Annotated in this window: 15 protein-coding genes and 1 riboswitch; of the genes, 7 read left to right on the top strand and 8 right to left on the bottom strand. The window is 71.1% G+C overall.

What is annotated here, in order from left to right; genetic code table 11:
• Positions 1-232 precede the first annotated feature (232 nt).
• The 4 genes from rlmN to AB0I83_RS25370 all read left to right on the top strand — a co-directional run bounded on the left by rlmN (position 233) and on the right by AB0I83_RS25370 (position 5,398).
• Positions 233-1,339, top strand: coding sequence for a 23S rRNA (adenine(2503)-C(2))-methyltransferase RlmN (rlmN, locus tag AB0I83_RS25385; protein ID WP_356535556.1), 1,107 nt, complete (start codon positions 233-235; stop codon positions 1,337-1,339).
• A 66-nt stretch (positions 1,340-1,405) separates the two neighbouring features.
• Positions 1,406-1,522: riboswitch (TPP riboswitch) on the top strand.
• Positions 1,523-1,593: 71 nt separating this feature from the next.
• Positions 1,594-2,688: a thiamine ABC transporter substrate-binding protein gene (locus AB0I83_RS25380; RefSeq protein WP_363306264.1), complete on the top strand. Its 1,095-nt coding sequence runs from the start codon at positions 1,594-1,596 to the stop codon at positions 2,686-2,688.
• 44 nt (positions 2,689-2,732) lie between these two features.
• On the top strand, positions 2,733-4,349 hold the full coding sequence (locus tag AB0I83_RS25375) for an iron ABC transporter permease (RefSeq protein WP_356842735.1): 1,617 nt from the start codon (positions 2,733-2,735) through the stop codon (positions 4,347-4,349).
• Positions 4,350-4,351: 2 nt separating this feature from the next.
• Positions 4,352-5,398, top strand: coding sequence for an ABC transporter ATP-binding protein (locus tag AB0I83_RS25370; RefSeq protein WP_363306263.1), 1,047 nt, complete (start codon positions 4,352-4,354; stop codon positions 5,396-5,398).
• A 7-nt stretch (positions 5,399-5,405) separates the two neighbouring features.
• On the opposite strand, the gene AB0I83_RS25365 is transcribed toward AB0I83_RS25370, so the two are convergent.
• The 5 genes from AB0I83_RS25365 to AB0I83_RS25345 form a co-directional block, all read right to left on the bottom strand.
• A complete protein-coding gene (locus AB0I83_RS25365; RefSeq protein WP_356535553.1) occupies positions 5,406-6,524 on the bottom strand; it encodes a Rossmann fold nucleotide-binding protein in 1,119 nt (372 codons plus the stop codon).
• A gap of 34 nt (positions 6,525-6,558) precedes the next feature.
• The gene (locus tag AB0I83_RS25360; RefSeq protein WP_363306262.1) at positions 6,559-7,722 is read right to left on the bottom strand and encodes a hypothetical protein; all 1,164 of its coding nucleotides are present in this window, start codon (positions 7,720-7,722) and stop codon (positions 6,559-6,561) included.
• Positions 7,704-8,441 (bottom strand): ATP-binding cassette domain-containing protein, encoded by a 738-nt coding sequence (locus tag AB0I83_RS25355; RefSeq protein WP_363306261.1) that lies wholly within the window; start codon positions 8,439-8,441, stop codon positions 7,704-7,706. Before AB0I83_RS25355 ends, AB0I83_RS25360 begins: the two co-directional genes overlap by 19 nt.
• Before the next feature lie 218 nt (positions 8,442-8,659).
• Positions 8,660-10,039, bottom strand: a complete 1,380-nt coding sequence (locus AB0I83_RS25350) for an aspartate aminotransferase family protein (protein ID WP_363306260.1) — start codon at positions 10,037-10,039, stop codon at positions 8,660-8,662.
• Positions 10,024-10,515, bottom strand: coding sequence for an Lrp/AsnC family transcriptional regulator (locus tag AB0I83_RS25345; RefSeq protein ID WP_356535549.1), 492 nt, complete (start codon positions 10,513-10,515; stop codon positions 10,024-10,026). Before AB0I83_RS25345 ends, AB0I83_RS25350 begins: the two co-directional genes overlap by 16 nt.
• 178 nt (positions 10,516-10,693) lie before the next feature.
• Between AB0I83_RS25345 and AB0I83_RS25340 the strand changes: the two genes are divergently transcribed.
• Entirely contained in the window at positions 10,694-12,133 is a 1,440-nt protein-coding gene (locus AB0I83_RS25340) for a gamma-aminobutyraldehyde dehydrogenase (RefSeq protein ID WP_356842667.1), read from the top strand.
• Positions 12,134-12,307: 174 nt separating this feature from the next.
• Here AB0I83_RS25340 and AB0I83_RS25335 read toward each other — a convergent pair whose 3' ends face one another.
• Positions 12,308-14,017: a RecQ family ATP-dependent DNA helicase gene (locus AB0I83_RS25335; protein ID WP_363306259.1), complete on the bottom strand. Its 1,710-nt coding sequence runs from the start codon at positions 14,015-14,017 to the stop codon at positions 12,308-12,310.
• A 301-nt stretch (positions 14,018-14,318) separates the two neighbouring features.
• Between AB0I83_RS25335 and AB0I83_RS25330 the strand changes: the two genes are divergently transcribed.
• The gene (locus AB0I83_RS25330; protein ID WP_363306258.1) at positions 14,319-15,482 is read left to right on the top strand and encodes a spermidine/putrescine ABC transporter substrate-binding protein; all 1,164 of its coding nucleotides are present in this window, start codon (positions 14,319-14,321) and stop codon (positions 15,480-15,482) included.
• A 63-nt stretch (positions 15,483-15,545) separates the two neighbouring features.
• Positions 15,546-16,067: a hypothetical protein gene (locus tag AB0I83_RS25325; protein WP_363306257.1), complete on the top strand. Its 522-nt coding sequence runs from the start codon at positions 15,546-15,548 to the stop codon at positions 16,065-16,067.
• 36 nt (positions 16,068-16,103) lie between these two features.
• On the opposite strand, the gene AB0I83_RS25320 is transcribed toward AB0I83_RS25325, so the two are convergent.
• A complete protein-coding gene (locus AB0I83_RS25320) occupies positions 16,104-16,910 on the bottom strand; it encodes an SAM-dependent methyltransferase (protein WP_363306256.1) in 807 nt (268 codons plus the stop codon).
• A gap of 52 nt (positions 16,911-16,962) precedes the next feature.
• Positions 16,963-17,667, bottom strand: a complete 705-nt coding sequence (locus AB0I83_RS25315; protein ID WP_363306255.1) for a glycerophosphodiester phosphodiesterase — start codon at positions 17,665-17,667, stop codon at positions 16,963-16,965.
• Position 17,668: the final 1 nt, after the last annotated feature.

Below are 17,668 nucleotides of genomic sequence, written 5' to 3'. Positions count from 1 at the left end.
ACTGCCCACGCGGGATCGCGTTCACCGGCCTGTCGCACCCGTCGAGCGCCCGGTCGCCGTCGCCGCGCACGCCTCGTGCGATCGGTCACCGTACCCACCCGCACCAGGGCCGTCCGCGGGCCGTGGGATGCCCGCCGACCTGCGCCGGAGCCCGACGCGTGGCTTCCGCCCGTGCTGCCCGGTCCCTCGGCGGGCCGGGGCACCACGGCGTGTCTGCGACACTGGATGAACCATGCCTAAGCCCGGAGAACTCACTTTCGTCGCGCCCCGCGGAACCAAGCTGCCGCCGCGCCACCTCGCCGACCTCACACCCGACGAGCGCAAGGAAGCAGTCGCCGCGACCGGCGAGAAGCCCTTCCGAGCCAAGCAGCTGTCGCAGCACTACTTCGCGCGGTACGCGCACGACCCGGCGGAGTGGACCAACATCCCGGCCGCCTCGCGGGGCAAGCTCGCCGAGGCGATGTTCCCGGACCTGATGTCCGTCGTCCGCCACATCAGCTGCGACGACGACACCACCCGCAAGACGCTCTGGAAGATGCACGACGGGACGCTCGTCGAGTCCGTCCTCATGCGCTATCCGGACCGGGTGACCATGTGCATCTCGTCCCAGGCCGGCTGCGGCATGAACTGCCCGTTCTGCGCGACCGGCCAGGCGGGACTCGACCGCAACCTGTCGACCGCCGAGATCGTGCACCAGATCGTGGACGGCATGCGCGCCCTGCGCGACGGCGAGGTTCCGGGCGGTCCTGCGCGGCTGTCCAACATCGTCTTCATGGGCATGGGCGAACCCCTGGCCAACTACAAGCGTGTCGTGGGCGCGATCCGCCGGCTGACGGATCCGGAGCCGGACGGTCTCGGGCTCTCGCAGCGCGGGATCACCGTGTCCACGGTCGGTCTGGTCCCCGCCATGCTCCGCTTCGCCGACGAGGGCTTCAAGTGCCGCCTCGCGGTCTCGCTGCACGCCCCGGACGACGAGCTGCGCGACACGCTCGTGCCGGTGAACACCCGCTGGAAGGTCCGCGAGGTGCTGGACGCCGCATGGGAGTACGCCGAGAAGTCGGGCCGCCGCATCTCCATCGAGTACGCGCTGATCCGCGACATCAACGACCAGGCGTGGCGCGGCGACCGGCTCGGCCGGCTGCTCAAGGGCAAGCGGGTCCACGTCAACCTCATTCCGCTGAACCCGACACCGGGCTCCAAGTGGACCGCCTCGCGGCCCGAGGACGAGAAGGCTTTCGTGGAGGCCATCGCGGCCCACGGTGTGCCGGTCACCGTCCGGGACACCCGTGGCCAGGAGATCGACGGGGCCTGCGGGCAGCTGGCGGCCTCCGAGCGCTGAGAGGGGAGCCGGTCCGGCGGGGCCCACGTGGTCCGGCCGGTGTAGCCTGACCCCGAAATCAACTTCATATTCCGACAGGGGAGCGCCACAGCGCTGAGAGTGCGGCACCGATGACAGGTCGGCCGCAGACCCTCTGAACCTCGCCCGGGTCATTCCGGGTAGGAAGTTCGGACCTTACTCAAGCTGTTGCGCCCTGCCCGCTCGCCGAGCGGGCAGGGCCGCGTCTCTTCCTGGTCACCTCCAGGAGGAATCACATGGACACCACCAAGAAGTGCGCGGTGACGGTGCTCGCCGCCGCGCTCGGCATATCCGCGCTCGCGGGCTGCGGGGCCGCCGACGACAAGGACGGCGGCACGGGTGCCGGGGGCTCCAGGACCGTCACCCTGGTCAGCCATGACTCCTTCAACGCCTCGGACGCCGTCCTGAAGGCGTTCACGAAGGAGACCGGCTACAAGATCAAGGTACTCAAGAGCGGTGACGCCGGAGCCGCCCTCAACCAGGAGATCCTGACCAAGGGCTCCCCGCGCGGCGACGTGTTCTTCGGCGCCGACAACACGCTGCTCTCCCGCGCCCTGGACAACGGCCTGTTCACCCCGTACAAGGCCAAGGGCCTCGACCGCGTCGCGGCCGACACGCAGCTCGACGCCGACCAGCACCGGGTCACGCCCGTCGACACCGGCGACATCTGCGTCAACTACGACAAGAAGTACTTCGCCGACAAGAAGCTGGATCCGCCGAAGACCTTCGACGACCTGCTGAAGCCCGCGTACAAGAACCTCCTGGTCACCGAGAACGCCGCGACCTCCTCGCCCGGCCTCGGCTTCCTGCTCGGCACCGTCGCCGCCCACGGCGAGACGGGCTACCAGGACTACTGGAAGAAGCTGAAGAGCAACGGCGTGAAGGTCGTCGACGGCTGGGAGCAGGCGTACAACGAGGAGTTCTCCGGCTCCGCGGGCGGGAAGAAGACCAAGGCGGACCGGCCGCTCGTCGTCTCCTACGCCTCCAGCCCGCCGGTCGAGGTGCTGTACGCCGATCCGCAGCCCACCGAGGCCCCGACGGGAGTCGCCACCGGCACCTGCTTCCGCCAGATCGAGTTCGCCGGTCTGCTGGACGGTGCGAAGAACGAGGCGGGCGGCAAGGCCCTGCTGGACTTCCTGATCAGCAAGCGGTTCCAGGAGGACATGCCGCTCAACATGTTCGTGAACCCGGTGGCGAAGGACGCCGAACTCCCGGAGATCTTCACGAAGTTCGGCGCCACCGTCGACGAGCCGGCGACCGTGGCCCCGGAGAGGATCGCCAAGAACCGTGAGCAGTGGGTCCAGTCGTGGTCCTCGCTCGTCGTGAAGTAGCCACGCCTCCCGCGTGGCGGGGGAACGCGGTGCGGTTCGGGCTGATGGCCCTGCCCGCCGCGTTCTTCGCCCTGTTCTTCGCCTACCCGGTCGCCGCGATCGTCGGCCGGGGGCTGAAGGCCGACGGGGTCTGGCAGTTCGGCAGGATCGGCACGGTCCTGAGCCGGCCGGACATCCTGGACGTCCTCCGGTTCACCACCTGGCAGGCGCTCGCCTCGACCGTTCTCACCCTGCTCGTCGCGCTGCCCGGTGCCTACGTCTTCGCGCGCTTCGACTTCCCCGGCAAGCAACTGCTGCGCGCCGTGGTGACCGTGCCGTTCGTCCTGCCGACCGTCGTGGTGGGCACGGCGTTCCTGGCGCTGCTGGGACGCGGCGGGTTCCTCGACGAGCTCTGGGGCGTACGCCTCGACACCACCGTCTGGGCGATCCTGCTCGCCCACGTCTTCTTCAACTACGCGGTCGTCGTACGCACCGTGGGCGGGCTCTGGTCGCAGCTCGACCCCCGCCAGGAGGAGGCCGCCCGGGTGCTCGGGGCCGGACGCCTCGCCGCCTGGCGGCGGGTGACCCTGCCCGCGCTGGCGCCCGCGGTCGCGGCCGCGGCGCTCATGGTCTTCCTCTTCACGTTCACCTCCTTCGGCGTCGTCCAGATCCTCGGTGGTCCGGCCTACTCCACCCTGGAGGTGGAGATATACCGGCAGACCGCGCAACTGCTCGACCTGCCGACCGCCGCCGTGCTGACCCTGGTGCAGTTCGCCGCGGTCGCCGGGATCCTCGCCGTGCACGCCTGGACCGTACGGCGCAGGGAGACCGCGCTGAAGCTCGTCGACCCGGCACAGACCTCCCGGCCCCCACGCGGCGCGGGGCAGCGGGCGCTGCTCGGCGGCGTCCTGCTCAGCGTCCTGCTGCTCATCCTGCTGCCGCTCGGCGTGCTGGTGGAACGTTCGCTGGACACCTCCGGCGGCTACGGGTTCGCCTTCTACCGCGCGCTGCAGTCCGCCGACGCGAGCGGGTCCACCTTCCTGGTGCCGCCGCTCGACGCCATCGGCAACTCCCTGCGCTACGCCTTGGTGGCGACCCTCATCGCGCTGGTGATCGGCGGGCTCGCCGCCGCCGCGCTGACCAGGCGACGTGCGGGACGGCTTGTGCGGGGCTTCGACGCCCTGCTGATGCTGCCGCTCGGGGTGTCGGCGGTCACCGTCGGCTTCGGCTTCCTGATCACCCTCGACGAGCCACCGCTGGACCTGCGCACGACCTGGATCCTCGTCCCGCTCGCGCAGGCACTGGTGGGCGTCCCCTTCGTCGTACGGACCATGCTGCCCGTCCTGCGCGCGGTGGACGACCGGCTGCGTGAGGCCGCCGCGGTGCTCGGCGCCTCGCCGCTGCGGGCCTGGCGCGAGGTCGACCTGCCGCTGGTGCGCCGGGCCGTACTGGTGGCCGCGGGCTTCGCGTTCGCCGTCTCGCTCGGCGAGTTCGGCGCGACCGTGTTCATCGCGCGCCCGGACAACCCCACGCTGCCCGTCGCGGTGGCCAGGCTGCTCGGGCGTTCCGGGGAGCTCAACTACGGCCAGGCGATGGCCCTCAGCACGATTCTGATGCTCGTCTGCGCGGTGTCGCTGCTCGTGCTCGAACGTATCCGCACCGACCGATCCGGGGAGTTCTAGAGATGCTGGCAGTGGAGTCGGCCACGGTCCGGTTCGGGAGGCGGACCGCGCTGGACGCGGTGGACCTGGAGGTCGCGGACCACGAGATCGTCTGCGTGCTGGGGCCGAGCGGCAGCGGGAAGTCGACGCTGCTGCGGGCCGTGGCCGGGCTGCGGCCCCTGGACGGCGGGCGCGTGCTGCTGGACGGCACCGACCAGGCGCCGCTGCCCGTGCACCGGCGCGGCCTCGGCCTGATGTTCCAGGACCACCAGCTGTTCCCGCACCGGGACGTCGGCGCGAACGTCGCCTTCGGGCTGCGGATGCACGGCGTCCCCCGCGCCGAGCGCGAGCGCAGGGCCGAGGAGCTCCTGGACCTGGTCGGCCTGCCCGGTGCGGGCCGGCGGGCCGTCGCCGCCCTGTCCGGCGGTGAGCAGCAGCGGGTCGCGCTCGCCCGGGCGCTGGCCCCCCGCCCCAGGCTGCTGATGCTGGACGAACCGCTGGGCCAGCTGGACCGCAGCCTGCGCGAACGCCTCGTCGTCGAACTGCGCACCCTCTTCGGCCGGCTGGGCACCACGGTGCTCGCCGTCACCCACGACCAGGGCGAGGCCTTCGCGCTGGCCGACCGGGTGGTGGTCATGCGCGACGGCCGCATCGCCCAGGCGGGCACCCCGCTGGAGGTCTGGCAGCAGCCCGCGTCCGCCTTCGTCGCCCGCTTCCTCGGGTTCGACAACCTGGTGGACGCCACGGTCACGGGCACGGCCGCCGACACCGTCTGGGGCAAGGTGCCGGTGCCCGAGGGCTCACCGCAGGGCCGGTGCGAACTGCTCGTCCGGCCGGGCGGGGTCAGGATCGGTACCGCGCGGGACGGCCTGCGCTGCACGGCGGGCGTACGCACCTTCCGGGGCCACCACGTCACCGTCGTCCTGCACCCCGGGGACGGACCGGCCATGGAGGCGGAGTGCGGCCTGCGGGACACCCCGGAGGAAGGGGCCGTGGTGGGGGTGACGTTCGACCCCGGGGAGACGGTCGTCCTCCCCTCCGCCGGGCACGCCCCGCGGCCGATGGGCTGACGAGACGTCAGCCGGTCAGCTCGGCGAGTGCCCCGGCCGCCTCCTCCACCGTGTCGACGAGCGCGATACGGGACTCCATGGCCCGGTCCGCCGCCAGGGCGCGCAGCAGCGGCCAGGCGGGCAGCTTCTCCGTCCAGTGCGCGCGGTTCACCAGCACCATCGGTGTGGGCGCGGAACGCGACTCGTAGTAGTTCGGCGTCGTGTTGTCGAAGATCTCCTGCACCGTCCCGGCGGCGCCGGGCAGGAAGATCACGCCGGCGGTCGAGCGGGCCAGCAGCCCGTCCTCGCGAAGGGCGTTGGCGAAGTACTTGGCGATGTGGTCGGCGAAGGCGTTCGGCGGCTCGTGGCCGTAGAACCACGTGGGGACCGCGATGGACGAGCCGCCGTCCGGCCAGCGCTCGCGCACGGCGAAGGCCGCCATCGCCCAGTCGGTGAGCGAGGGGCTGAACGACGGTGTCCCGGCGAGGATTTCGCATGCCTTCAGCAGCATCGCGTCGGAGTGCGGGGCGGCGTACGCTCCGAGGTTGGCCGCCTCCATGGCGCCCGGGCCGCCGCCGGTCGCGACTGTCAGACCGCTGCGCGCCAGCTCCCTGCCGAGGGCGGCGGCGCCGAGGTACTCCTCGGATCCGCGCGCCATCGCGTGGCCGCCCATGACGCCCACCACCCGCGCCCCGACGAGGTGTTCGTCCAGCGCGTCGGAGACCGCGTCGTCGTGGAGCGCCCGCAGCATCGACGCGAAGACGTCGCCGTTCGACTTGGTCAGCTGGAACCAGGCGTAGGCCCGTGCGTCGGGCGTCGATTCGTAACCGCCCTCGGCGAGACCCTCGTAGAGCGCGTCCGGGGTGTAGAGCAGCCCGCGGTACGGGTCGAAGGGCAGCCCTGGTACCGGAGGGAAGACGAAGGCGCCGTCCGCCCGTATCTTCGCCTCCGCTCGGGGCTCCATGCGGCAGCCGAGGAAGACCGCGCCGCGTGTACCGGTGGTGAGGAGCGCGTCGCCCCGGTCCGTCAGGTCGACGGACTGGACACGGTGACCGGCCAGGGTTCCGGCCGCGACCGCCTGGTCGAATGCGGTGAGCGTCTCGATCTCGACGCCGGGTTCGTATGTACTCTCGTCCGATTTCTCCACGCCGCCATGCTACGGACCGCCCATGCCGCGGATGTCACCCCGTCAGAGGCAGTGCGGCCAGCTCGGCGATCGCCCAGGTCAGCGGAGCGAAGACGGCCAGCAGTACCGCGGCCCGCAGGATGGCGGCGCTGCGGAGGGCGGAGGCCGGGGCCCCCATCCGCAGCAGCGTCCCGGCCGTGCGGGCGCGTGCCTGCTTGGCCTCCAGCGCGGAGGTCAGCAGCGTCGCCGTGGTGCAGCCGAGCACGAGGACGGCACCGAGCGCGGTGAGCGGGCCGAAGGGACTCGGCCCGCCGGTGTACAGCACGGAGGCCGCGATCACCCCGGACACCACCGCGCAGAGGATCCCCAGCGGCCGGCCGATCCGGGTCGCCTCGTCCATCAGGACCCGTCCCGCCAGCAGTCGTACGGCCCCGGGGCGCACGGCCTGGAGCAGCCGCCCGCACAGATGGGTGAGGCCGGGCCCCGCCATGGCCAGACCGATCGCGGTGAGGACCCAGCCGGCCAGTACGGCGGCCGGGGTGGAGTCCAGCCGACCCGGCAGCGGGAAGGGGTTGCCCGCCGAGCCGCGGCTCGCGTAGGCCTCGACCGCGAGACCGGCGGCCGTCAGCGCCACGCCCCAGGGCAGGCCCGTCGGTGACGCCGCGGGGGCGAGTTCGTCCTCGGCCTCCTGGGCCTCGGACGGCGCGACCGGCCTGGCGCGCACCGCGAGCCCGCCGGCCGCGGACGAGGCCAGCGGCACCAGGGCCAGCAGCATGACGGCCGCGGCGAGCGGCAGCGGGGTGCCCGCGCCCAGGAACTCGGCGGCGCCGCCGTCGAACGGCAGTCCCGTCAGGTCGCCGCGCAGGTGAAGGAAGAAGAGCAGGGCCACCGCCGACCCCAGCGTGGTGGACACCGCGGTGGAGACAGCCGCCAGCGCTGCCAGCCGGACCGGTCCGAGGCCGGCGGCGAAGAGTCCGGGTCGCGGGCGGGTGCTCGGGTCGGTGCGCGCCACCGCGACGGCGTACTGCACGGTCGCGGCGAGCGGTACGGCGCACCACAGCAGCCGCAGGACGGAACCCGAGGTGTGTGCCGGGTGCCCGGAGGCGTACCCCAGGGTGCACAGGAGCAGGAAGCCGACTCCCGCGGACGCGGCGGCCAGCAGCAGACGCCGCATCAGGACCAGGGGATGCGAACCACGGGTCAGACGGAGAGCGAGCACGCCGAGCGGCCCTCCGTATCGGACGCGGCGGGGAGGGAGACGGTGGTGACGCGGCGTCCGTCGAGCAGGCTGACCACGCGGTCGGCGAGTGCGGCCACCTCGGTGTCGTGGGTGGCGAGTACGACGGTGATCCCGTGGGAGCGGGCCGCGGTGGCGAGGGTGCGCAGCAGCTGTGCGCGCTCGTCGCGGTGCAGCGTCGCGGTCGGCTCGTCCGCGAAGATCACGGACGGCGAGGCGGCCAACGCGCGGGCCACCGAGATGCGCTGGCGCTGCGACTGGAGCAGGGTGTGCGGGCGCTTCCTGGCGAGCGTGCCGATGTCCAGCCGCTCCAGCCACTCGACCGCGGCCTTCTTCGCCGCGCGGTGCGAGACGCCCCGCAGCAGGAGCGGGAGGGCCGCGTTCTCCCAGGTGGTCAGCTCCGGGACGAGCTGCGGTTCGGCGCCGATCCAGCCGAAGCGTTCGCGGCGCAGCCGCTCGCGTAGCCGAGGGCTCATGGTGTGCACGGGGGCGCTGTTGAACCAGACTTCGCCCTGCTCGGGCACCGACTGGCCGGACAGGCAGTGCAGCAGGGTGGTCTTCCCGCTCCCGCGCGGGCCGGTGACAGCGAGGATCTCCCCGTCACGGACGCCCAGGGACACACCCGCGAGCGCCGGTGACCCGTTGTGGGAGTGGTGCAGGGAACGTGCCCAGACCACGTCGTTGTCGGGCGGGACCACCATGGCGTACACCTCGGTTCGGATCAGATTTCCCATTCCCCCGTACGGGGGAACGAAGGCAAGGCCGATCGGTCACTCGGCACGCTAGGCAGCCGGACCGGGGTGTCGGGACAGCACACGGCCCGGATGCGCCCCTTCTCACTCGAACGGGTGCATCCGGGCCGTGTGGACCGTATGAGATGACTACCGAGGCGGTGTTCCCACGGTGGCCGTGGTGCCGGTCAGAGCTTCGTCCAGGCCTCCGTCAGGACGTGCCGCATGATGCCCTCGATCTCGTCGAAGGTCGACTGGTCGGAGATCAGCGGCGGGGCGAGCTGGACGACCGGGTCGCCCCGGTCGTCGGCCCGGCAGTAGAGGCCGTTCTCGTACAGCGCCTTCGAGAGGAAGCCGTACAGGACGCGCTCGGTCTCCTCGTCGGTGAACGTCTCCTTGGTGGCCTTGTCCTTCACCAGCTCGATGCCGTAGAAGAAGCCGTTGCCGCGGACGTCACCGACGATCGGCAGGTCGTGCAGCTTCTGAAGCGTCGTCAGGAACGCGTTCTCGTTGTCCAGGACGTGCTGGTTGAGGCCCTCGCGCTCGAAGATGTCGAGGTTGGCGAGGCCGACCGCGGCGGAGACGGGGTGGCCGCCGAAGGTGTAGCCGTGCAGGAAGGTGTTGTCACCCTCGTAGAACGGCTCGGCCAGGCGGTCGGAGATGATGCAGGCGCCGATGGGGGAGTAGCCCGAGGTCATGCCCTTGGCACAGGTGATCATGTCCGGGACGTAGTCGAACTTGTCGCAGGCGAACATCGTGCCCAGGCGGCCGAAGGCGCAGATGACCTCGTCCGACACGAGCAGCACGTCGTGCCGGTCGCAGATCTCCCGTACCCGCTGGAAGTAGCCGGGCGGCGGTGGGAAGCAGCCGCCGGCGTTCTGCACGGGCTCCAGGAAGACCGCGGCGACGGTGTCGGGGCCCTCGAAGAGGATCTCCTGCTCGATCTGGTCGGCGGCCCAGCGGCCGAAGGCCTCCGGGTCGTCGCCGAAGAGCGGCGCGCGGTAGATGTTGGTGTTCGGCACCTTGTGCGCACCGGGCACCAGCGGCTCGAACGGTGCCTTGAGCGCGGGCAGTCCGGTGATCGACAGGGCTCCCTGCGGGGTGCCGTGATAGGCGACGGCGCGTGAGATGACCTTGTACTTGGTCGGCTTGCCCTTGAGCTTGAAGTACTGCTTGGCCAGCTTCCAGGCGGTCTCGACCGCCTCGCCGCCGCCGGTGGTGAAGAAGACCTTGTTGAGGTCGCCCGGGGCGTGGTGGGCGAGCCGCTCGGCCAGCTCGACGGCCTTGGGGTGGGCGTAGGACCACACCGGGAAGAAGGCCAGCTCCTGGCCCTGCTTGTACGCCGCCTCGGCGAGTTCGTGGCGGCCGTGTCCGGCGTTGACCACGAAGAGGCCCGAGAGACCGTCGAGGTAGCGCTTGCCCTTGTCGTCGAAGATATGGGTGCCCTCGCCACGCACGATGGTGGGAACGGGCGCGTTCTCGTAGTCCGACATGCGGGTGAAGTGCATCCACAGGTGGTCGTACGCGGTTCGGCTGAGGTCCTTGCTCACGGCTATCGGGTTCCCCACATGTAGGTCTGCTTCTTTAGCTTGAGGTAGACGAAGCTCTCGGTGGAGCGCACCCCGGGTATGGCCCGGATGCGTTTGTTGATCGTCTCCAGCAGGTGGTCGTCGTCCTCGCAGACGATCTCCACCATCAGGTCGAAGGAGCCCGCGGTCATCACCACGTACTCGCACTCGGCCATGGCCGACAGGGCCTCGGCCACCGGGTCGAGGTCGCCCGCGACGTTGATGCCCACCATCGCCTGGCGCCGCAGCCCCACGGTGAGCGGGTCCGTGACGGCGACGATCTGCATCACGCCCTGGTCCAGCAGCTTCTGGACGCGCTGGCGCACGGCGGCCTCCGAGAGGCCCACCGCCTTGCCGATCGCGGCGTAGGGACGGCGGCCGTCCTCCTGGAGCTGCTCGATGATTGCGAGGGACACGGCATCGACCGCTGGTGACGATCCGCTCCCGGTCCTGGAGTCTGCGCTGCGACTTGCCACGCCTCCACTCTGCACCGCTACTCGTCTGTCTGGCAAGCCCGAATCGATGAAATTCGTTGTCTGAGACCTTCAATCTCACCGAATCCGAAGTTCACGGCGGTTGGGTATGTCGAAAGCGACACCGAACGGTTTAGGGTGGAAGTCTCACCCATCGGACAGCCGAACAGGAGGGGTGGTTGTGACCACCGAGGTGCGCCGTCTGCGCAACTACATCAACGGAGAGTTCCGGGACGCCGCGGACGGGCGGACCATCGACGTGGTCAACCCGGTGACGGAAGAGGTCTACGCGACCTCCCCCCTCTCGGGACAGGCCGACGTCGATGCCGCCATGGACGCGGCCGCGGCCGCGTTCCCCGCGTGGCGCGACATCACGCCCGCCGAGCGCCAGAAGGCACTGCTGAAGATCGCGGACGCCTTCGAGGAACGCGCGGAGGACCTCGTCGCGGCCGAGTCGGAGAACACCGGCAAGCCGCTGGGGCTCACCCGTACCGAAGAGGTCCCGCCGATGGTGGACCAGATCCGCTTCTTCGCGGGTGCCGCCCGGCTGCTCGAAGGCCGTTCGGCCGGCGAGTACATGGAGGGCCTCACCTCCATCGTCCGCCGCGAACCCGTGGGCGTGTGCGCCCAGGTCGCCCCGTGGAACTACCCGATGATGATGGCCGTCTGGAAGTTCGCCCCGGCCCTCGCCGCGGGCAACACCGTCGTGATCAAGCCGTCCGACACGACTCCGGCCTCCACCGTGCTGATCGCCGAGATCATCGGGCAGATCCTGCCCAAGGGTGTCTTCAACGTCCTCTGCGGCGACCGTGACACCGGTCGTGCGATGGTCGAGCACCGGACCCCGGCGATGGCCTCCATCACCGGCTCGGTGCGGGCCGGCATGCAGGTCGCGGAGTCCGCGGCCAAGGACGTCAAGCGGGTCCACCTGGAGCTCGGCGGCAAGGCCCCGGTCGTCGTCTTCGAGGACGCCGACATCGCCAAGGCCGTCGAGGGCATCTCCGTCGCGGGCTACTTCAACGCCGGCCAGGACTGTACGGCCGCGACCCGCGTCCTGGTCCACGAGTCGGTCCACGACGAGTTCGTCACCGCCCTCGCCAAGGCGGCGGCCGACACGAAGACCGGCATGCCGGACGACGAGGACGTGCTGTACGGACCGCTCAACAACGCCAACCAGCTCGCGCAGGTCAGCGGCTTCATCGAGCGGCTCCCGGCGCACGCCAAGGTCGAGGCCGGCGGTCACCGGGTGGGCGACAAGGGCTACTTCTACGCCCCGACCGTCGTGTCCGGGCTCCAGCAGGACGACGAGATCATCCAGCACGAGGTCTTCGGCCCCGTCATCACCGTGCAGTCCTTCACCGACGAGAAGCAGGCGGTCGAGCACGCCAACGGCGTCGAGTACGCACTGGCCTCCTCGGTGTGGACCAAGGACCACTCCCGCGCCATGCGGATGTCCAAGCAGCTCGACTTCGGCTGCGTGTGGATCAACACCCACATCCCGCTCGTGGCCGAGATGCCGCACGGCGGATTCAAGAAGTCCGGCTACGGCAAGGACCTCTCCGCGTACGGCTTCGAGGACTACACCCGGATCAAGCACGTCATGACGTCGCTCGACGGCTGACCGGCGGCGCGAACCCGATGGCCCCGGGCTCCGGCCCGGGGCCTTTCGCGTTCCCGGGGCTGTCGGGCCGCCGGGGGCGTCCAGGGCGCCGCCCCGTACCGTCCCGGTCGGAGCGGGCCCGTGATCCCGGGCCGCGGGACGAGCGCCCGTGGTCCGCGCGCCGGCCGCGGGCCTTCAGTGCAACGTCAGCAAGCCGTTCTGCTCGACCACGTCCAGGGAGAGCGTGCGGTAGCCGGCCGTCTCGAACAGCACGGTCAGCCGACGGCCGTCCTGGCTCATCACCGAGCCGTCCCCCCACTGACCGTGCCGGACCCGGGCGCCGAGCTGGAAGGGGTGCGGGGCGTCGTCGGCGCGGCTCGCCTTCTGCGGGGCCACCGGTCCGCCGGTGCCGGCCAGCACCCCCGCGACCGCCTTCGGGCCGTCCGGGGAGAGTGCGGCGGCCTCGCAGCGGTCGCAGGAGCCGCAGGACCCCCCGGCTTCCGGTTCCTGCCCGAAGTAGCCGAGCAGGAACCGCCGCCGGCAGCCCGTGTTCTCCGCGTAGCCCCGCATCATGTCGACCCGCGATCGCTCCAGCTGCTGGTGCGCGTCACCGAGTTCCACGGCCTTGCGGGCGGCCTCCGCCGGATCGGTGGCGCCGGTGGTCTCCAGGTCTCCCGATTCGGTGGTGCGTACCGCTTCGACCTGTTCCAGCAGATTGACGACGGCCGTCAGCCGACTGGCAGTCAGGCCCGTCTCGCTGCGCAGGTCGCTCGGCCGGACCGGGCCGGCGTGTTCCTCCAGTGCGCCGGCTACCTGGGAGACGGTGTCCGGGTCGGGGCGTCCGGCGGCGAAGAACCGCTGCATGCCGAGGTCCTGCGACCGGTAGGCGAGGATCGCCCGGGCCGGCTTCCCGTCCCGTCCGGCGCGGCCTATCTCCTGGTAGTAGGCGTCCAGGGACCCGGGCACCGAGGCGTGCAGCACGAACCGGACGTCCGGCTTGTCGATGCCCATCCCGAAGGCGGAGGTGGCCACCACCACGTCGAGCTCCCCCGCGAGGAATCGGTCGTGCACCGCGCCGCGTTCCTTGGCGGGCAGGCCGGCGTGGTACGCCGCCACGCCCAGCCCCAGGTCGCCCAGCTCGCGGGCGTACTCCTCGGACTCCTTGCGGGTCGCCGCGTAGACCAGCCCGGGCTTGGGTTCGGCGGCGGCGCGTTCGACCACCGCCCGGCGCTTGTCGGCTGCGCTCCGGAAGGGGATGACCTCCAGGTGGATGTTGGGCCGGTCGAAGCCGGTGACGACCTCCCGCACGTCGCGCATGCCGAGCCGCTGGACGATGTCCGCCCGCACCGGGGCGGCGGCGCTCGCCGTGAGGGCGAGCACCGGCGGGCGGCCGATCCGGTCGATCACCTGGCCCAGTCGCAGGTACTCGGGCCGGAAGTCGTGCCCCCAGGTCGACACGCACTGTGCCTCGTCCACGACGAACAGCGCGGGCCGTGCCGCCGCGAGCTGCTCGACCACCTCGTCCTTGGCCAGCTGCTCCGGGGCGAGGAAGACGAAGTCGACGTCTCCTTCGCTGATCCGGTCCCACACCGCGTCGTTCTCGCCGCGGCTCTGGGTGGAGTTCACGGCCGCGGCGTCCGCACCGGCCCGTCCCAGCAGGCCGCTCACCTGGTCCCGTTGCAGGGCGATCAGAGGGGAGACGACGACGGTGGGGCCGGGCAGAAGTACCCCGGGCACCTGGTAGACGGCGGACTTCCCCGCACCGGTCGGCATCACCACGAGAGTGTCGCGCTGCTCCATGACCGACTTCATCGCCCGCAACTGCTCCGGGCGCAGCCGCTCCCATCCGAACACCTTGCGCGCACTGCGCTGCAGTCGCCGGGACAACGCGCTGAAGGTGAACATGGTGCTCCTCGGGGGCTGTGGGATCGGGCCGGGCGGCAAAAGCGCCGTCCGGGTGATCTCCGACTACCCCGCGTCCGCCACCTCAGGGCACCGGATGCGGCCGATCCGGGCCGAGCCGCCGCCCGGACGCGGTCGCAGCCGCTCTCGCCCCGGGACACGGGCCCGGCATGATCCGAACGAGAGGCCGTAGGTCATGGACAGGGTGTGCGTAACAGGGTCCACCCGCTGGACGGTTGGTCCATTGCCCGGTACGGCGGCGGGCCGCCATGCTGCGCGGGTGCGCTCGATTCCGGACCACCCCATGTCCCGCCGTTCCCTGCTGCGTGCCCTCGGCGCCGGAGCTGCCGGTGCCGCCCTGGCCGGCTGCGGTGTGCCCGCCGCCTACGTGGAGCCGGGTGACCGCTCCGGCCACGACAGGTCGGACAGCGACCGCTCGCTGCACTTCGCCAACTGGCCCCTCTACATCGACACCGACGACGACGACGAGTCGAAGCGCCCCACGCTCCAATCGTTCTCGCGTCGGACGGGGATCTCCGTCACCTACACCGAGGAGATCAACGACAACGACGAGTTCTTCGGGAAGATCAGTCCCGCGCTGATGAACCACCAGCCGACGGGCCGCGACCTCATCGTCGTCAGCGACTGGATGGCCGCCCGGTTCGTGCGGCTCGGATGGGTGCAGGAGATGGACCGGTCGCGGCAGCCCAACGTCGCCGAGTACCTGGACCCGCAGCTTCGTTCGCCCGCGTTCGACCGCGGACGGCTGCACAGCGTGCCCTGGCAGTCCGGGATCACCGGCATCGCGTACAACCGGGCGAAGCTCGGCCGGGAGATCCGGCACACCGGTGAGCTCTGGGCGGACGACCTGCGCGGCCGGGTGACCCTGCTGTCCGGCCTCGACGAGGCGTTCGCGCTGCTGATGCAGGGGAACGGGGCCGACGTCACCCGCTGGACCGCCGACGACTTCCACGAGATGTGCGAGCAGGTCGAGCGGCGTGTGAGGTCCCGTCACATCCGGCGGTTCACCGGCAACGACTACATCAAGGACCTGGCCAACGGCGACGTGCTCGCCTGCCAGGCCTACTCCGGGGACGTCGTCCAGCTCCAGGCCGACAACCCGGACATCGAGTTCGTGGTGCCCGAGGAGGGTGCCGAACTCTGGTCGGAGTCCCTCATGATCCCGGACCTCGCGGGCCACAAGCGGAACGCGGAGGAGCTCGTCGACCACTACTACGACCCGGAGGTGGCCGCGGAGCTGGCCGGCTGGGTCAACTACGTCTGCCCGGTGCCGGCCGCCCGCGAGATCCTGGCGTCGTCCAAGGACGAGGAGACCGCCGCGCTCGCCGAGGACCCGCTGATCTTCCCCGACGGCGCGATGCGTGAACGCCTCGCCATCGCCCGGGACATCACCTCCGAGGAGCGCACCGGGTTCGCCAAGAGGTGGAACTCGATCGTCGGCCTCTGAGCGGACCGGGCGGGACGGACCCCCACTTTTGAACGTGTTCATGATGGGCGTACGCTGCGGAGCATGAGCGAGCGGGCCCTCTTGCGGCGCATACGCGTGTGGTTGGTCGTCTTCGTCGTCTGCCTGGTGCTTAGCGGGCTGACCGCCTTCCCACTGGTGCACGAACTCCGTTGGGCCGAGGGCCTCCTGACGTCCTCGGCCTCTCCCTTCCCCGAGCACCTCCCGGCTCTCACCGAGTGGATCACCAGGGTCCGCGCCGGCCTCGACGAGGCAGATGCGAAATACCCCTTCGTCCTCTACGGCACCGACTGGCTGGCCTTCGCCCACCTGGTCATCGCCGTCGCCTTCCTCGGTCCCTACCGCGACCCGGTCCGCAACATCTGGGTCATCGAGTTCGGCATGATCGCCTGCGCCGGGATCGTGCCGCTGGCCCTGATCTGCGGGCCCGTCCGGGACATCCCCTTCTGGTGGACGGTCATCGACATGTCCTTCGGGATCATCGGCGTCATCCCGCTGCTCGTCGTCCGGCGGATGATCAAGCGGCTGGAGGCGACGGGCGCCGCGCCCGTCGCCGCGCCCGCCTGAGCGGCCGGCACCGCTTCACGGCTCACGTGCCGATGTCTACGGTTTGCGGCCCACCGCGCCGAACTGCGCCACCTCCGGGTTCCGCGCGGCGGAGCCGGACCGCCACCTGGAACAGGACACGATGCCCGGCTCCAGGACGTCCAGGCCCGCCAGGAAGGACGCGAACTCGGTGCGGCCGCGGGCGGTGATCGGCGGGGTCGCGTTCTCGTTCCAGAAGCGCATCGCGGCCTCGTTGCCCCCGCCGCCCAGCTCCAGCGTCGGGTGCGTGAGCACCAGATGGCTCCCGGAGGGCAGACCCTCCATGAGGGTGGCCACGATGCCCCGCGCCTCGTCCGTGTCCAGGACGAAGTTGAGGATGCCCAGCATCATCACCGCGACCGGGCGGTCCAGATCCAGGGTCCGTCCGGCGAGGCGCAGGACCAGCTCCGGATCGCGGGCGTCCGCCTCGATGTACTCGGTGGCGCCCTCGGGCGAGCTGGTGAGCAGGGACCGCGCGTGCGCCAGGACGATCGGATCGTTGTCGAGGTAGACGACGCGCGCGTCGGGCGCCGTGTGCTGGGCGACCTCGTGGGTGTTGTCCGCGGTGGGCAGGCCGGTGCCGATGTCCAGGAACTGGCCGACGCCCGCGTCCCCCGCCAGATGACGTACCACCCGGCCCAGGAACGCCCGGTCCGCGCGGGCCACTTCGCCGATGCTCGGGTACATGCCGGTGACCCGGTCGCCGATCGCGCGGTCCACGGCGAAGTTGTCCGTGCCTCCCAGCCAGTGGTTCCACACACGGGCGTTGTGGGCGACGTCGGAACGGACACGGGCTGGGGCCGTGCGGGGGCTGGACTCGGTCACGGCTGCTCCTGGGATCACGGACGGTGCGACACGGCCCATGATGCCGGACCGATCAAGAGGCCTCGCGCGAGGGAGAGTTGGACAGTTCCGCCCGCAGAGCGTCGATCCGGTTGGTCGTGATCGAGTCGACGCCGTAGCCGATCAGCCGGCGCATGGTGCGCCTGGTGTCCGCCGTCCAGGCGGACACCAGCAACCCGTCGGAGTGGACACGGTCGGCGATCTCGCGGCTCAGCAGGCCGAACCGGTAGTTCAGCCACCGCGGTCGCACCGCGTCCAGCAGTACGGCGCGCGGAGGGGCGAGAGTCGTCCAGGTCAGCGCGATCTCGGCGGACGGATCGGCCGCCCGTACCCGGAGCATCGCGTGTGTGTCCGCGCAGTAGTACACGCGGTCCCCCGCCCCGGACTCCCGCACCACACCGACGATCTCCCGCACGGACGCGTCGGTCGAGCCGGGCAGGTCGATCATGATCCGGCGGTGGCCGGCGGCGGACAGTGCCTCACGGAGGGTCGGCACCCCGCCGCCGGTCCTCTCCAGCAGCTCCCGGTGATCCAGTCGGTCGAGACGGACGTCGTGGCCCCACAGACGTTCCGGCGTGGCGTCGTGCAGCAGCACGGGCACCCTGTCCCGGGTGACGCGGACGTCGATCTCGACCGCGTCCGCCCCCCGTTCCACGGCGGACCGGATCGAGGGGAGGGTGTTCTCGCGGGCACGGTAGGGATCGCCGCGGTGAGCCACGGCGGTGACGGTGGTGGTCATG

Origin of the sequence: Streptomyces sp. NPDC049970, from assembly GCF_040660235.1 — a bacterium.
Lineage (GTDB): Bacteria > Actinomycetota > Actinomycetes > Streptomycetales > Streptomycetaceae > Streptomyces.
Note: the sequence above shows the minus strand (reverse complement) of the source record. Positions and strands in the feature narration are given on the sequence as shown.

Bases quoted from the DNA above. Each gene is read 5' to 3' on its own strand.
- AB0I83_RS25325 (WP_363306257.1), top strand. From the start codon at position 15,546: ATGAGCGAGCGGGCCCTCTTGCGGCGCATACGCGTGTGGTTGGTCGTC.
- AB0I83_RS25335 (WP_363306259.1), bottom strand. From the start codon at position 14,017: ATGTTCACCTTCAGCGCGTTGTCCCGGCGACTGCAGCGCAGTGCGCGC.
- rlmN (WP_356535556.1), top strand. From the start codon at position 233: ATGCCTAAGCCCGGAGAACTCACTTTCGTCGCGCCCCGCGGAACCAAG.
- AB0I83_RS25315 (WP_363306255.1), bottom strand. From the start codon at position 17,667: ATGACCACCACCGTCACCGCCGTGGCTCACCGCGGCGATCCCTACCGT.
- AB0I83_RS25355 (WP_363306261.1), bottom strand. From the start codon at position 8,441: ATGGTGGTCCCGCCCGACAACGACGTGGTCTGGGCACGTTCCCTGCAC.
- AB0I83_RS25330 (WP_363306258.1), top strand. From the start codon at position 14,319: ATGTCCCGCCGTTCCCTGCTGCGTGCCCTCGGCGCCGGAGCTGCCGGT.
- AB0I83_RS25380 (WP_363306264.1), top strand. From the start codon at position 1,594: ATGGACACCACCAAGAAGTGCGCGGTGACGGTGCTCGCCGCCGCGCTC.
- AB0I83_RS25370 (WP_363306263.1), top strand. From the start codon at position 4,352: ATGCTGGCAGTGGAGTCGGCCACGGTCCGGTTCGGGAGGCGGACCGCG.
- AB0I83_RS25375 (WP_356842735.1), top strand. From the start codon at position 2,733: ATGGCCCTGCCCGCCGCGTTCTTCGCCCTGTTCTTCGCCTACCCGGTC.